Genomic DNA, 13,781 nt, shown 5'->3' on the forward strand with positions numbered 1-13,781 from the left:
TCCAGGCATGACCTTTTCCATCGTGGGGCGCGACGCGGCAACCGGGGACATCGGGGTGGCGGTCGCCAGCAAGTTTCTGGCGGTGGGGGCGCTGGTGCCCTTCGTGCGCGCGGGTGTGGGCGCAGTCGCCACCCAGAGCTACGTGAATCCCAACTTCGGCCCCGACGGGCTGCGGCTGCTGGCCGAGGGCCTGTCGCCGCAGGAGGTGAGCGCCCGCTTTCAGGCCGAGGACGCCGACATCGCCCAGCGCCAGTTCGGCCTCGTGGCGGCAGATGGGCGAAGCGTGACCTTCAGCGGCCCCGGCTGCCACGCCTGGGCGGGCGGTATCGCGGAGGCGGACGTGGCGATCCAGGGCAACATCCTGACCGGGCCGGGGGTGGTGGAGGCCATGCACGCGGCCTGGAACGCGGCGGCCGGTCAGCCGCTGCCGCGCCGCCTGCTGGCCGCGTTGCGTGCCGGGGACAGCGCGGGCGGCGACAAACGGGGCCGCCAGTCCGCCGCGCTGCTGTGCGCTGGGCCGGGCCGGGGTTACGGCGGCCTGACCGACGACTGGGTCAACCTGCGCGCCGACGATCACGCTGATCCCTGCGCCGAGCTGGAACGGCTGCTGGACACCTTCGATCTGCTGTTCGGCCGGCCCACGGAGACGCGCGAGCTGGACGAGAACGAGCTGAAGTGGCTGCGCGCCCTGCTGATCCGTCAGGGCCACGCCGCCTCGCTGCCCGCCGGCCCCTGGGACGCCGACACCGAGGCCGCCGCCTGGGCGCTGTACGGCACCGAGAATCTGGAGGAGCGTTGGGTGGACGGCGGGCACTTCGATCCGGTGGCTTTGGCGTACCTGCAGGAACACTTCGGCCATTCAGTGGCGTGAAAGCTGTTTTGCCGCATCTGCACTAGACTCCTGCCCATGCGGCTTTCGGCCACCGACGTGTACGCCTTTCAGGCGCTGGGCTTCCTGGGCACCCAGGACGCGGCCCGCTGGGTCTCCAGCGAGGAGATCAGCGAGGCCACCGGGGTCCACCGCCCGTATCTGGTGCGAATCCTGGCCGCGCTGGGCAACAAGGGCGTGGTCAAGAGCAAGAAGGGCATCGGCGGCGGCTACGCGCTGTCGCGCAAGCCGGGGCTGATCAGCCTGTGCGAGGTCGTGCGCGCCATCGACGGCCCGGTGGCGCCCCTGTCGTGCATCAGCCTGAACTGGCACGAGTCCTGCCCGGAGGAGGACCGCTGCCACGCCCGCGCCACCGTCTACACCCGCATGCGCGACGCCATGCTGGGCGTGCTGCAGGAATTCAGCGTGGCCGATCTGGTGGCCGACGCACGTCAGGGCGTGAGCTACGGGCACTGCCTGGGCCATCTGCTCAAGCCAAACGCCTGACAGTTTGCGGCAGCGGATTTCGGCAACAATTTACTTCAGGTACGGCGTGAAACGGCCCAGCGTCGCGGCGTCCGGGCTGGTGGACGAACGCACCACCTGGTTGCCGCCGAAGACCAGCAACAGGCGGCCCGCCGCGTCCGCCGAGGCGTTCAGGGTGCCCTGACGGGCGGTGTACGGTCCGGTCAGGACCGCCTGCATGGTGTTCAGATCGAAGACCAGCGCCGCGCCGCTCAGGGCGGGGGCCTCGGCCTTCACGCCGCCCAGGGCCGTTACGAAAGCGCTGCGCACGTTCAGGACCACGCGCGGGGCGCTGAGGTTCTTGAACCGGGCGTCGTTGTAGGTCACGTTGCCCGTCGCGGTCACGGTGGATGACTTCAGATCGTAGACGACCTGTGCGGCGCGCAGCGTGCCGCCCTGCTTGGTGGTCAGGACGGCGTTCTGGGCGGTCAGGGTCTGGCCGGGGTTCAGGATCATGGCTCCGGCCACCAGTTTCAGGCCGCCCTTGGTGTCGGTGGCGGTGCCGCCCTGCGGCAGTTCGGTGACGCCCGTTTCCAGATTCAGGTTCTGCGGCCCGCGCGGCGTGACGTTCAGGCCGCCGAAAGTGACGGCCTGCCCGCCCGAGAACGGACTGAGGGTCAGCAGGCCCAGCGTTGCGGCGGCCAGAAAGGAGGAGGGGAATTTCATCCTCTCACCGTACCTGCCTGCGCCTGAGCGGCGTGAGGGAGCCGGTCAGACCTGATTCAGAAGGGCGCTTTCCCCACCTGCCGCCGTCTCATGGCCCCTCCACCGTCGATCAGGAAGGGCGCGTTAGACTCCGGGGCAGTGACCGCTTCATCTCTCCTGTCTGTTCCGTCCCGCGTGCGCCGGGGCGTTGCGCCTTCCTTGCGTCCTCTGCTTCACCTCGTGGCCCTGCTGTGGACGCTGGTGACCCTGTCCTTCGCTGCCGCCGCCCCGCGCGTGGGCGCACACGACGGCTTCACGCGGCTGGTGTTCGATCTGCCGGGCAACGCCACCTCCAAAGTCAGCGCGGCGGGCCGCAGCGTGACTGTCAAGCTGAATGTCAGCCTCAAGGCCGAGCAGGGCCCCCTGAAGGCCGAGGGGGTCACCGCCTACGCCGTGTCGGGCGGCACCATCACGGTCACCCTGGCCGAGACCGGCAGTGCCGGGAAGACCAAGGTCAGCGTGCTGCCCAGGAGCGGCGCGGCGGCGGCCCGGCTGGTCATCGACGTCCCCACGTCCACCGCAGAGCTGGCGTCCCGGCCCGTGACGCCGCCGCCGGTGGCCGCCTCGGCCAGCGTGACCCGTCCGCGCGTGGTGCTGGACGCCGGGCACGGCGGCGTCGATCCAGGCATGACCAGCCAGTGGCTGCGCGAGAAGGACGTGACGCTGGACGTGGCCCTGCGGACCCGCGCCGAACTGGTCAAGCACGGCGTGGACGTGGTGATGGTCCGCACTGTGGACAAAGACCTCAGCGCCGACAAGCGCACCGATCTGGACGCCCGCTCGCGGCTGGCCACCACCGGCCGGGTCAGCGCGTACATCAGCATTCACGTCAATGCGGGCGGGCCGTCGGCGCAGGGCATTGAGACGTATTACTTCGGGCAGCCGCTGGCCGGCAGTGACCGCAGCCGCGCCGTGCAGGAAAACGGCGGCGGCAGCGTGGGCCAGGAGCTGACCCGCAAGGCCGCCAACAGCGCCCAGGGCCTGCTGGGCGACATCGTGGCGCAGGCCAAGCTGTCGTTTTCGCGCCAGCTGGCCCAGAAGGTGCAGTCGCGGCTGGTGCAGTACACCGGGGCCGTTAACCGGGGCGTGCAGACCGACGCCTTCTACGTGATTCGCAACCCCACCACCCCCGCCATCCTGACCGAGATCGGCTTCGGCAGCAGCCCCAGCGAGGGACCGCGGCTGGCCTCTGCGGCCTACCGCGAGAAGATCGCGCAGGGGCTGGCACGGGCCATTCTGGATTTCCTGAACACCAAATAGAAACCAGGGCAGCGTCAGGGCAAGGTCGGCGCTCCAAACCGGCGCAGCTGCGCCGCGTACACGCCGTTCACGTCCTCGCGCCAGGCCAGCGCGATCTCGCCGTTCGGCAGCGCGGCCAGGCTGGGCGAGCGGGCGTCGCGGCGGGGATCCAGATTCAGCACGCCGGAGGTCAGCCAACCGCCGCCCGTCCAGCGGGCCAGATGCACCTGCCCGGTCCCGCCGCGTTCCTCCACCCACGCCAGCACCGGCTGCCCCCCCGCGTCCAAGACCAATGAGGGCGCGGCGGCGTTGGCACTGATCGCCCCGCCCAGTGCCTGCCACCTCTGCCCGTCCCAGCGTGAGGCGTACAGCGCGTCGCTGCCGTTCAGGTCTTCCAGCCATGCCACGGTGGGCTGCCCCTGCGCGTCCAACCTCAGGCGGGTGGAGGCCAGATAGCGGTTCGGCGTGCGGTTCAGGGAGCCGCCCAGCGCCTGCCAGGCCGTGCCAGTCCAGCGTTTCACGAACACGTTGCTCTCCAGCACCTCGCCCTGAAGCCACGCCACGGTGGGCTGCCCCGCCGCGTCCAGCCCCAGCGCGGGCGTGCGCGAGAAGACGCTGATCTCGTTGAAGGCCGGGCTGCGCGTCCAGGTTTTGGCCGCCGGATCCCAGCGGCGCACGGTCAGGCGGCTGCCGTAGGGATTGCGCAGCGACTCGCCCCACGCCAGCACCGGTTCGCCGTCCCGCGCCAGCACCGAGCGGGTGCGGGCGGCGTAGGGCAGATCGTCGCCCAGGTAACGCGGGTGCCAGTCCGTCCACGCGCCGTTCTGGTACGCGCGGAACACCACCACGTCGTTGTCGCCGTAGTTCTCGTTCCAGACCAGGACCGGCGTGCCAGAGGCGTCCAGCGTCAGATCGATGTTGGAGGCGGGGCGCGGCACGTCGTAGTTCAGCACGCCGCCCGGAAGGCCGCCGCGCAGCAACTCCCAGCCGTTTCCGGCACTGCGCCACACCCGCACCTTGCGCGACTCGTACATGCCCTTGCCGCTGTCGGCCTGACCGGCGTCGTTCAGCAGGGCCAGCACCAGTGAGCCGTCCGGTGCGGCGGCCAGTTGCAGCTCGCGCAGAGGACGCGCGGCCTCGGCGGGGGGTGGGGTCAGGGTCCGGAAGGATTGATCGCCGCCCGCCTGGCCGCTGGACCACAGGGCGGCGCACAGAAGCGGCAGACGGGGATGGGCCAGGGCTCTGAACATGCAGTCGTCTCCTGAGGGCGTGTCGATGGCCGGGGAAATTCGGCGGGGTGTGGCCTGTATTCTGAACCCTGCGCCAGCCGGAAACAAAGCAGAAGGCCGATGGGTTGCAGGCCTTGTATCGAGAATCTCGATGGAATCTTCTACACTGCGTCATGACTGCCGAAGCGCCCGTCTGCCCCCCGTTGCCTGCGCTGGGAGGCGCCCACCTGCGCGTGCTGCTGGGCGTGGCCGGGGCGGGCAGCTTCAGCGAGGCGGCGCTGCGGCTGGGGCTGGCGCAGTCCACCGTCAGCCACACCGTGCGCGCCGCCGAGACCGTGCTGGGGGTACAGATTTTCGAGCGGGGCCGCCACGGCGCGTGGCCCACGGCGGCGGGCGCGCGGGTGCTGGCGCAGGCCCAGCGGGCCGCCGACGCCCTGCGCGAGATGACCGCTCTGACCGCTCCGGCTCCCCCTCTCTGCGGTACCCTGCGCGTGGTGTCGTGCCGCAGCGTGATCCGGCAGTTCATTGTCCCGGCGCTGAACGGATTCCAGCGCCGTTACCCGGATGTGGAGGTGGTGGTGCAGGACACCTCCGGCGAGCATGACGAGATCGAGGCGCGGGTGCTGTCGGGCGAGGCGGACCTGGGCCTGGGCCGCCTGCCCATGCGCCCCGAACTGCACACGCGGGAACTGCTGGCCGACGAGTACCTGATCATTGCGTCCGCCGACGCCCCGCCCATCCGCACCTGGGCCGACTTCCACCGCGCCGCGTACATCGTGTGCGAGGAGGACTGCGCCCCGTTCATCGCCGCGCATGTGGCCCGGCACTCGCGTCCGCCCACGCCCGCCGTGCGCCTGAAAGACCCGCAGGTGGCGCTGGGCCGGGTGGCTGAGGGCCACGGCTTCACGGTGCTGACCGGCCTGGTGTTCGTGCCGCTGCCGCCCAACTTGCGCGCGTCCACGCTGCCCACCCCGCTGTGGCGGCCGATCGGCAGTGTGACCCGCCGGGATGAAGCCTCGCCGCTGATCGACGCCTTCCGGGACGCCGTGCTGTCGCCGGGAGCGTTGCGGGCAGCGGCGGGACGGCAGGCGCATCTGGTGCGCTTCGTGGACGTGGGAACTCAGTCCCCAGCCTTTTAGACCTCCAGATGTTCAGCCTGCCCCGCGCCCCGTACACTGCCCCCCATGCGCGTCGTCCTGAAACTCGGCACCAGCGTCCTGACGGCGGGGGGAGACCGCCTGAGCCGCCCGCGTCTGGTGGACCTGATGCGCGGCATGGTGGCGGTGCAGGCCGCCGGACACGGGTTGGTCCTGGTCAGCAGCGGCGCGGTGCTGGCCGGCTGGGAGGCGCTGGCCTTTCCGCCGCGTGACCGCACCCTGGCCGAGAAACAGCTGCTGGCGGCGGTGGGCCAGAGCCGCCTGATGCACCTGTACGCCACGCTGGCCGAACTGTACGGCGTAAACGTGGCGCAGGTGCTGCTGACCGCCGACGACTTCCGGGACCGCACCCGCTACCTGAACGCCCGCACCACCCTGGAGGCCTGCCTGTCACGCGGCGTGCTGCCGATCATCAACGAGAACGACGCGGTGGCGCTGGAACAGATCCGGGTGGGCGACAACGACACCCTCTCGGCCTTCGTGGCGAATCTGGTGGACGCCGATCTGCTGGTGATCCTGACCGATGCGCCGGGCCTGTACACGGCGGACCCGCGCACCGATCCGGACGCCACCCTGATTCCGGTGGTCGAGCGCGTCACGCCGGAGGTCTGGGCGCGGGCTGGGGGCGCAGGTTCTCACCGGGGCACCGGCGGCATGCACACCAAGATTCAGGCCGCCGAGATCGCCACCCGCGCCGGCACCCCGGTGGTGATCGCTCCCGGCGACGCGCCCGACGCGCTGGCCCGCATTGTGGGCGGTGAGGCGCTGGGCACGCGCTTTCTGGCCGCCGGATCGCGCCTGGAGGCCCGCAAACGCTGGATTCTGGCGGAAGTGTCTCCGGCCCGCGTGCATCTGGACGACGGCGCGGCGCGGGCGGTCACCGAGCGCGGCTCCAGCCTGTTGCCCGCCGGCATCCGGCGTGTAGAGGGCGAGTTTGCGCGCGGCCAGACCATCCGCCTGATCGCCCCGGACGGTGCGGAACTGGCGCGTGGCCTGACCCGCTACGCCTCCGCTGATCTGGGCCGCATTGCCGGGCATCACTCCCGCGAGATCGAGGCTCTGCTGGGCTTCACCTACGGGCCAGAGGCCGTGCATAGGGACGATCTGGTGCGGCTGTGAGGCGGATGGCCGGGAAAACACGCCAGAGGGTCCGACTCACTTCCGCTCTGCCTTCTCTATACTCCCCCCTGTGCTCTGGCTGCTGCTCACCACCACCCTGCTGACTGTTCCCGATCCGGCGGGGGACGCGCGTGGGGACGGCGGCTACATCCTGCCGCGTCAGCCTGCCGTGACTGCGGACGCTCTGGACCTGCGCTCGTTCAGCGCCGCGCCGCAGGGCGAGGGCATGCGCTTCCGGGTCAGCTTCGGGCAGATCGGCAACCCGTGGAACGCGCCGTCGGGCTTCTCGGCGGGCGTGACCGACATTTTCATCAAGACCGGTCCCGGCGGACGGCAGGTGCTGGCCGACACCGGCCTGCGTGCCCGCAACGGGGGCTGGCAGTACCACCTGCGGGTGACCGGCTTCGGCAGCACATTGCAGGAGGCGACGGATCAGGAGGGCGAGGTGCAGCCGCTGGCCGCGCCCAGCGTGCGGATCGAGGGCACCGAACTGGTGATCGACGCCGCCGTGCCCGCCGGCAGCTACGCGTACTGGGTCACGAACAGCGTGTACACCCCATTGTCGGCGAACGGGGTGCTGCGGCCCACCGGCGGCACCGGCCTCGCCAGCCTGCAAACCGGGCGGGCCGACGCGCCTACCCCCGTGGACGTGCTGGCCCCGGACGGGGACCCCCGCGCCTTCACCGACGGCACCCTGGCCGCGGTGGGCGAGACCCGTGATCGCGCCAGCCTGATCCTGACCGGACTGGGCGGGCTGGGCCTGCTGCTGACCGTGGGCGCGACGGCGGCCCTCTGGCGGCGCAGGTGAGCCTGGACCCGGCGCTGGAGACCGTGGCCCCGGCCCGGCCCCTGGTGCCCGCTCCGCTGCTGATTCTGGCCGCCGCGTGCCTGTGGGGGCTGCTGGGCATCTTCGGCAAGGGCGTGCAGGCCGCCGGGGTGGCCCCGCTGGAGGTGGCCTTCTGGCGGGCGCTGCTGGGCGGCGCGCTGTACGCCCTGCACGCCCTTCTCACCCGCAGTCGCCTGCCGCGCGGGCGGGACCTGTGGATCACGGCAGGCTTCGGAATCGCCGGGGTCAGCGTCTTTTACGGCTCGTATCAGCTGGCGGTCAAGGCGGGCGGGGCCAGTCTGGCGTCGGTGCTGCTGTACACCGCCCCGGCCTTCGTGGCGCTGCTGGGCTGGGCCTTCCTGCGTGACCGTCCCGGCGCGCGCGAATGGGTGGCGATTGCCGGCACGCTGCTGGGCATCACCTTCATCAGCCTGGGCGGCGGGCAGGGCGTGAGCGTCACGCTGCCTGCGCTGGCTTTCGGGCTGATCGCCGGCTTCACCTACAGTCTGTATTACCTGTACGGCAAGGCCTTTTTTCACCGCTACAGCACCCCGGCGCTGCTGGGGGTGGCGCTGCCGGTGGGGGCGCTGGGGCTGCTGCCCTTCGTGGCCCCGGCGGGATTCGCGGCCAAATCGGCGGCGGCCTGGGGAGGGTTGGGCGGCATCGCGGTGCTGTCCACGTACCTGGCCTATCTGCTGTACAGCGCGGGTCTGCGCCGCCTGAACGCCACCCGCGCCAGCGTGATCGCCAGCGTGGAGCCGGTGGTGGCTGCGGGGCTGGCGGCGCTGCTGTTCGGCGAGCGACTGGCGGCCCTGGCCCTGCTGGGCGCGGCGCTGGTGATCGGCGCGGCCCTGCTGCTAAGCGTGGAAAAGAAAGGGCCGACGCGCGGCCGCTAAGCGCCGTCCTCGCGCAGGCCGCGCCCTGCCTTACGAAGCGCCGGGTCCAGGGCAGTGACGGTTCAGAAAGAGCGGCGCGCTAGGATGGACTGAGATTTTCATGCGCCCTCCTCTGCCAGCTGTCTCTGCCCACCCACACGAGGACGATGCGCTCCGGGCCGGGCCGGACGGAGGGGCCGACGTGTGCCCGGAGCCCCTGTTGACCGCGCTGGTGCAGACGGTGGAGGCGCTGGACGGCGTGGTGGCGGCGCGCCTGTTCGTGACCGGCGAGGGCGGCACGTTCGCGCTGGCCGCGGCCCAGTCCGGCCCGTCCGGGAGGGGGGCCGTGGCCGCGCCGCTGGGCCTGTGCCGCCGCGCCGCCGCGCAGCTGGCCGGCCAATCGCCGCCGCCACACTTGTTCAGTGCCCACACGCTCGACGTGCGGGAACTGGCTCCCGGCGCCGTGCAGGCGTCGCTGGGGACCGTCCACCGGCAGGCCCAGGCGTATCTGGCCGTCCCGGTGGTGGGGCCGGCGGTGCGCGGCACCCTGCATCTGGACCTTGCCGCGGCGGCGCCCGGACTTGTGGTGGGCACGCAGGATGGAGTGGACGCACCCGCCCCCCTGCTGGCGCAGGCCCGCGCCGGGGCCGCGCTGCTGGCGGCGACGCTGCGCCAGCTGGATCTGGACCGCGCCCTGAACGCCGCGCAGTGCGAGGTGGCGCTGCTGGAGCGGGCGTGGCGGGCCGTGACGCAGTCGGGCAGCCGCGCCGAACTGTTCGGGGCCATCACGCAGGCCGTCCACGAGCTGTTGCGGACCGAACATGTGGCGGTGGGGCTGCTGGAAGGGGACGTGGTGGTGCTGCGCGAGAGCGCCGGGACCGGGTCCTGGGACACCCGGCACCCGATCGGTGCGGGGGTGGCGGGGCGGGTGGCCCGCAGCGGCCTGCCCGCGCTGGTGCCGGACGTGCGGCTGGACCCCGACTACGTCGCCATCCACCCCGGGGTGGTCAGCGAGATCTGCGTGCCCCTGCTGGACGGCGAGCGGGTGGTGGGGGTGCTGGACGTGGAATGCGAGTCGCGCGCGCTGGGCGACCAGGACCTGCGCCCCCTGGCGGCGCTGGGCACCTGGCTGGGGCAGGCCCTGGAGCGTGAGCGGCTGCACGCCGACACCGAGCGGCAGCGCCGGGCGCTGGACCTGCTGCACCGCCTGCGGACCTCGTTCGGCAGCAGTCTGGACCCGGCCCAGAGCATCCAGGCCGTGACCCGTGGGCTGCGGGAGACCTTCGGGTACTCGCACGTCAGCGTGTACCTGCTGAGGGACCGCGTGATGGTCTTGCAAGATCAGGTGGGCTACGCCGCCGTGATTGAGCAGTTGCCGTTGGACCGGGGCGTGATGGGCCGGGCCGGCCGCACCGCACAGGTGCAGTGGGTCCAGGACCTGAGCCAGGAGCCCGACGCCATGCGGGCGATCGACGGCATCACCTCGGAAGTCTGCGTGCCGCTGCTGCGGGATCAGCAGGTGGTGGGGGCGCTGAATGTGGAGACGGTGGGAGACGCCGAGCCGCTGCAGCAGTGGGACGTTCACATCATCGCCTCGGTGGGCGCCTACCTGCAGCAGGTGCTGGAACGCGCGTGGCTGCACGCGCAGGTCCGCGAGCGCGAGGCCCGGTACCGCATGCTGGCCGAATACACCAACGATCTGGTGTGTCTGCACCGTCCGGGCGGCGACTTCAGCTACGTCAGCCCCAGTGTCCAGGCCCTGCTGGGCTACGCACCCTCCGAACTGCTGGGCACCTCACCCACGGCCCTGATGCACCCCGAGGACCGCCCCAGCCTGCACGAAATTGGCCAGTCGCCGGGCCGACCTGTCCTGGTCCGGCTGCGCCACCAGGCCGGCCATTACCTGTGTCTGGAAGTCAGCATCAGCCGCATCGAATCAGAGGAGCTGGCGCAGGACACGGCCCCGGAGGCGCTGGACGGCCAGGACAGACCGTACCAGTACCTGTCCTCGTCGCGGGACGTCACGGCGCGGCAGGAGGCTGAGGCGCGGCTGCAGTGGGCCGCCACGCACGACTCCCTGACCCGGCTGTTCAACCGGGACCGCCTGTACAGCGCCCTGGAAGAGCAGATGACGTTGGCCTGCCAGACCGGGCAGCCGGGGTACGCGGTGCTGTACCTGGACATGGACCGCTTCAAGGTCATCAACGACAGCCTGGGCCACACCGCCGGCGACGAACTGCTGCAGGCTTTCGCCGGACGTCTGAACGCCTGCATGGAGGGCGCGCTGGTGGCCCGGCTGGGCGGTGACGAATTCGCCGTGCTGATGTGCGGGTTGCCGCCGGGTGACCTGTCGCAGGTCGAGGCCGCCGCCGCTCGCCTGCAGGCCTGCCTGACCGCGCCGTTCACGGTGCAGGGCCGCGCGGTCCAGGTCAGCGTCAGCATGGGCATCGCGCCGGGTGAACTGCACCACCGGGCGCCGGCCGACATCCTGCGCGACGCGGACCTGAGCATGTACCGCGCCAAACGTGATCCGGCCCGGCCGGTCATGGTCTTCCGGCCCGAGATGCATGTGGCCGCCCTGCGTCAGCTGCAGATCGAGGGCGATCTGCCGCAGGCGGCCCGGCGCGGCCAGCTGCGCCTGGTGTATCAGCCAATTGTGGACCTTCAGACCGGCGAGATCGGCGGGTACGAGGCGTTGCTGCGCTGGCAGCACCCGCAACTGGGGGCGGTGCCGCCGTGTGAATTCGTGCCGCTGGCCGAGGAACTCGAAATCATCACCGAACTGGGCGCCTTCGTGCTGGAAGAGGCCTGCCGCACCTTCCAGATGGCGTCCAGCTGCGGGCCAGAAGGTGCGGAGGGCGCCGCGCCCCCGGCGCTGCAGGTGAACGTGTCCACCCGGCAATTCCTGCGCCCCGGCTTTGCGCGGACGGTGCAGCGGATTCTGGTCCGTACCGGCTTCCCCGCCGGACGCCTGCACCTGGAAATCACCGAGAGTGCCCTGATCGTGGATCTTGACGAGGCCGCCCGCACCCTGACCGAGTTGCGGGCGCTGGGGGTCCGGATTCATATCGATGATTTCGGCACCGGGCATTCCAGCCTGGCGTTTCTGCACCGCTTTCCGGTGGACGGCCTGAAGGTGGACCGGGCGTTTATTGCCCGGCTGGGCGAGGACGCCGTCAGCGCCAAGCTGGTGGAAACGGTGCTGTTGCTGGCCCGCACCCTGGACGTGGACGTGATCGCCGAGGGCATCGAGACGCGGGTGCAGCGCGATCACCTGATTCGGCTGGGCTGCCGGTGGGGCCAGGGCTACCTGTTTTCGCGGCCTCTGGAGGTGGCCGACACCCTGGCCCTGCTGCATGCCAGTTCTGGCGCGCTGGCCGGACCATACGACTGAAGCGGCGGACGGCACGCGCGCGGTCCGCTCTTTGTGCAGGTCTGACGGCCAGCAGGCTGATCGGGCGTATCGGGAAAATCGGGGCGTACTTGGAGTGTCGTGGTTGGACCGTGACCTCAGGCCGATCGGGGCTTTTGACACCCCGGGCGCCCGGTTCGAGAGGTGTGGGAACTGCAGTTGTGCTAGAGCCGCACCACCGGCAGGGCCTCGGGCCGTCAGCCAGCTTTACGGGGTCGCCTCTTTGCGTACCCGCGTCACGGTCCAGGACGTCTGGGCCAGCGGTTGGGGCCGCACCGAGCCCTTGCCCGGATAGAGCAGCAATTCCACGCGTTGCTCGGCCGTGTCATACAGGTTGCCGCCAAGCTTGAGCAGCGGTGTGGGACCGCTGGCCGGCGCGGTGACCGGCAGCGTTAGAATGGTGGAACAGCTCTCCTGACAGGCCCGCAGGGACACCCGGTAGGCGCCGGGCGGCAGGTTCAGCCGGACGAAGGCCTGATAGTTCTGGGTGTCCTGAACCTGCCGCGGGGCGATCAGCGCGTCCAGCGAGGCCTGGATCGGTGGGGCAGGGCGCAGCGCCCCCACCAGCAGTGGAAATGAGAGGGCCGCCAGCAATCCTGCCGCCGCCACGCCCCCGGCCCAGCCCACGGCGGGGGAGCGCTGTGGCATACGCGCCAAGACACAGCCTGCCGTGACCCAGAACAGCTCACCTACAAACGGGCCAGGCACGATCAGGGTGTTGTCGTTGGCGGTGGCCACCAGCAGCCCCGAGAGGACGGCGAGGCCCAGCGGATCGCGCTGCCGCCACGCCGCCGCGGCCGCCACCCCCAGCAGCACGAACAGCCCCAGCAGGCCCAGCGGCCCGGCCTCGGCCAGTTCCTGCAGCGTGACGTTGTGGGCGATCAGCCACGGCTGTCCCAGGCGGTCGATCCAGGTGGGACATGGCGTGACGCTGCCGTCGGGGGCCGGCCACAGCGTGCAGCCCTCGCCGGGCGGGGACAGCCGGACCCCCAGACGGTAGCTGCCCACCCCACTGACCGGTTCGCTGCGGATCACCGACAGCACGTTGTTCCAGACCAGATCGCGCCCGGAGGTGTCGGCGTTGCTCAGGCGGCTGACGGCAGGCAGGTCCAGCCGCTGTCCCAGATAAAAGCCTCCGGCCAGCAGCGCCGCCCCGGCCAGGATGCCCAGCGCCATCCGGCGGCTCTGGCGCACCGCAAAACCCAGCGCCGTGCCGATCAAAGCGGCGGCCAGCGGCCCCCGGCTGCCCGACAGCAGCAGCATGCCCAGCGCCGCCGTGCCCAGCGGCACACGCCACCACAGGCGTCCTCCGGCGAACAGGCTTACCCAGATGCCCGCCGCACCGGCCAGCCCCAGCGTGATGGGCGTCATGTAGGGATGGCCCAGGCGCTGGCTCAGGGGGTTGAGGCCGTCAAGGCCCGTCAGGCCCAGCGCCGTGACGTACACCGCTGCCAGGCCGATGCCCAGCGGCGCCAGTTGCCGGGTGCTGTGCAGGGACGCGCCCAGCCCCATGAAGCCGAACATCAGCAGCGTGCGGGCCAACGCCAGCCCGGAGTTGATCAGTGGCTCCGGGGTCAGCAGGGCGGGCAGTTGCTGGCTCAGGGCATAGAAGCCCAGCACCCACCATGCGGCGCGGGGCAGTCGGCGCAGCCCGGGCAGCGCGAATACCGCCGCTGGTGCCAAGAAATACAGCGGGGCCAGCAGCGCCAGCCACACGCGAATCCACAGCGGGGCCGGGGCGACAGGGACTGTGGAGCGGGCCGTGCGATCAGTCGCGCTCATGAAGGGACCGACACAGAAGGACGCAGCTCACAGCTGACAGTGGC

11 protein-coding genes are annotated in these 13,781 nt (G+C 71.2%); 8 read left to right on the top strand and 3 right to left on the bottom strand.

Annotated features, from left to right (window positions below; all coding sequences use genetic code 11):
• Window positions 1-7: 7 nt before the first annotated feature.
• Window positions 8-871, top strand: coding sequence for a DUF1028 domain-containing protein (locus tag FHR04_RS14035; RefSeq protein WP_139403976.1), 864 nt, complete (start codon window positions 8-10; stop codon window positions 869-871).
• A 36-nt stretch (window positions 872-907) separates the two neighbouring features.
• On the top strand, window positions 908-1,375 hold the full coding sequence (locus FHR04_RS14040) for an Rrf2 family transcriptional regulator (protein ID WP_039681721.1): 468 nt from the start codon (window positions 908-910) through the stop codon (window positions 1,373-1,375).
• A gap of 30 nt (window positions 1,376-1,405) precedes the next feature.
• Here the strand turns inward: FHR04_RS14040 and FHR04_RS14045 are convergent, their stop codons facing one another.
• On the bottom strand, window positions 1,406-2,059 hold the full coding sequence (locus FHR04_RS14045; protein ID WP_245616389.1) for a hypothetical protein: 654 nt from the start codon (window positions 2,057-2,059) through the stop codon (window positions 1,406-1,408).
• Window positions 2,060-2,197: 138 nt separating this feature from the next.
• Here FHR04_RS14045 and FHR04_RS14050 point away from each other — a divergent pair, with 138 nt between their 5' ends.
• On the top strand, window positions 2,198-3,358 hold the full coding sequence (locus FHR04_RS14050) for an N-acetylmuramoyl-L-alanine amidase family protein (RefSeq protein ID WP_311734710.1): 1,161 nt from the start codon (window positions 2,198-2,200) through the stop codon (window positions 3,356-3,358).
• A 14-nt stretch (window positions 3,359-3,372) separates the two neighbouring features.
• Here the strand turns inward: FHR04_RS14050 and FHR04_RS14055 are convergent, their stop codons facing one another.
• Complete coding sequence (locus FHR04_RS14055) at window positions 3,373-4,587, bottom strand: hypothetical protein (protein ID WP_183944809.1); 1,215 nt, start codon at window positions 4,585-4,587, stop codon at window positions 3,373-3,375.
• Between the two features lie 152 nt (window positions 4,588-4,739).
• On the opposite strand from FHR04_RS14055, the gene FHR04_RS14060 reads away from it, so the two are divergent.
• The 5 genes from FHR04_RS14060 (at window position 4,740) to FHR04_RS14080 (ending at window position 11,937) form a co-directional block, all read left to right on the top strand.
• Window positions 4,740-5,705: a LysR family transcriptional regulator gene (locus FHR04_RS14060; protein WP_139403978.1), complete on the top strand. Its 966-nt coding sequence runs from the start codon at window positions 4,740-4,742 to the stop codon at window positions 5,703-5,705.
• Between the two features lie 45 nt (window positions 5,706-5,750).
• On the top strand, window positions 5,751-6,842 hold the full coding sequence (proB, locus tag FHR04_RS14065) for a glutamate 5-kinase (protein WP_139403979.1): 1,092 nt from the start codon (window positions 5,751-5,753) through the stop codon (window positions 6,840-6,842).
• Window positions 6,843-6,912: 70 nt separating this feature from the next.
• On the top strand, window positions 6,913-7,650 hold the full coding sequence (locus FHR04_RS14070; protein ID WP_139403980.1) for a glucodextranase DOMON-like domain-containing protein: 738 nt from the start codon (window positions 6,913-6,915) through the stop codon (window positions 7,648-7,650).
• Entirely contained in the window at window positions 7,647-8,564 is a 918-nt protein-coding gene (locus FHR04_RS14075) for a DMT family transporter (protein WP_375782577.1), read from the top strand. Before FHR04_RS14070 ends, FHR04_RS14075 begins: the two co-directional genes overlap by 4 nt.
• A 181-nt stretch (window positions 8,565-8,745) precedes the next feature.
• Window positions 8,746-11,937 (top strand): EAL domain-containing protein, encoded by a 3,192-nt coding sequence (locus tag FHR04_RS14080; RefSeq protein WP_139403981.1) that lies wholly within the window; start codon window positions 8,746-8,748, stop codon window positions 11,935-11,937.
• 225 nt (window positions 11,938-12,162) lie between these two features.
• Here the strand turns inward: FHR04_RS14080 and FHR04_RS14085 are convergent, their stop codons facing one another.
• Window positions 12,163-13,737 carry an O-antigen ligase family protein gene (locus FHR04_RS14085; protein WP_139403982.1) on the bottom strand — a complete coding sequence of 525 codons (1,575 nt, stop codon included), beginning with the start codon at window positions 13,735-13,737 and terminating at the stop codon, window positions 12,163-12,165.
• Window positions 13,738-13,781 lie beyond the last annotated feature (44 nt).

It is taken from the genome of Deinococcus radiopugnans ATCC 19172 (assembly GCF_006335125.1).
Lineage (GTDB): Bacteria > Deinococcota > Deinococci > Deinococcales > Deinococcaceae > Deinococcus > Deinococcus radiopugnans.

What these genes read in the sequence shown, in the direction of transcription:
- FHR04_RS14060 (WP_139403978.1), top strand. Translation starts at nt 4,740, where the DNA reads ATGACTGCCGAAGCGCCCGTCTGCCCCCCGTTGCCTGCGCTGGGAGGC.
- FHR04_RS14085 (WP_139403982.1), bottom strand. Translation starts at nt 13,737, where the DNA reads ATGAGCGCGACTGATCGCACGGCCCGCTCCACAGTCCCTGTCGCCCCG.
- FHR04_RS14055 (WP_183944809.1), bottom strand. Translation starts at nt 4,587, where the DNA reads ATGTTCAGAGCCCTGGCCCATCCCCGTCTGCCGCTTCTGTGCGCCGCC.
- FHR04_RS14040 (WP_039681721.1), top strand. Translation starts at nt 908, where the DNA reads ATGCGGCTTTCGGCCACCGACGTGTACGCCTTTCAGGCGCTGGGCTTC.
- FHR04_RS14035 (WP_139403976.1), top strand. Translation starts at nt 8, where the DNA reads ATGACCTTTTCCATCGTGGGGCGCGACGCGGCAACCGGGGACATCGGG.
- proB (WP_139403979.1), top strand. Translation starts at nt 5,751, where the DNA reads ATGCGCGTCGTCCTGAAACTCGGCACCAGCGTCCTGACGGCGGGGGGA.
- FHR04_RS14045 (WP_245616389.1), bottom strand. Translation starts at nt 2,059, where the DNA reads ATGAAATTCCCCTCCTCCTTTCTGGCCGCCGCAACGCTGGGCCTGCTG.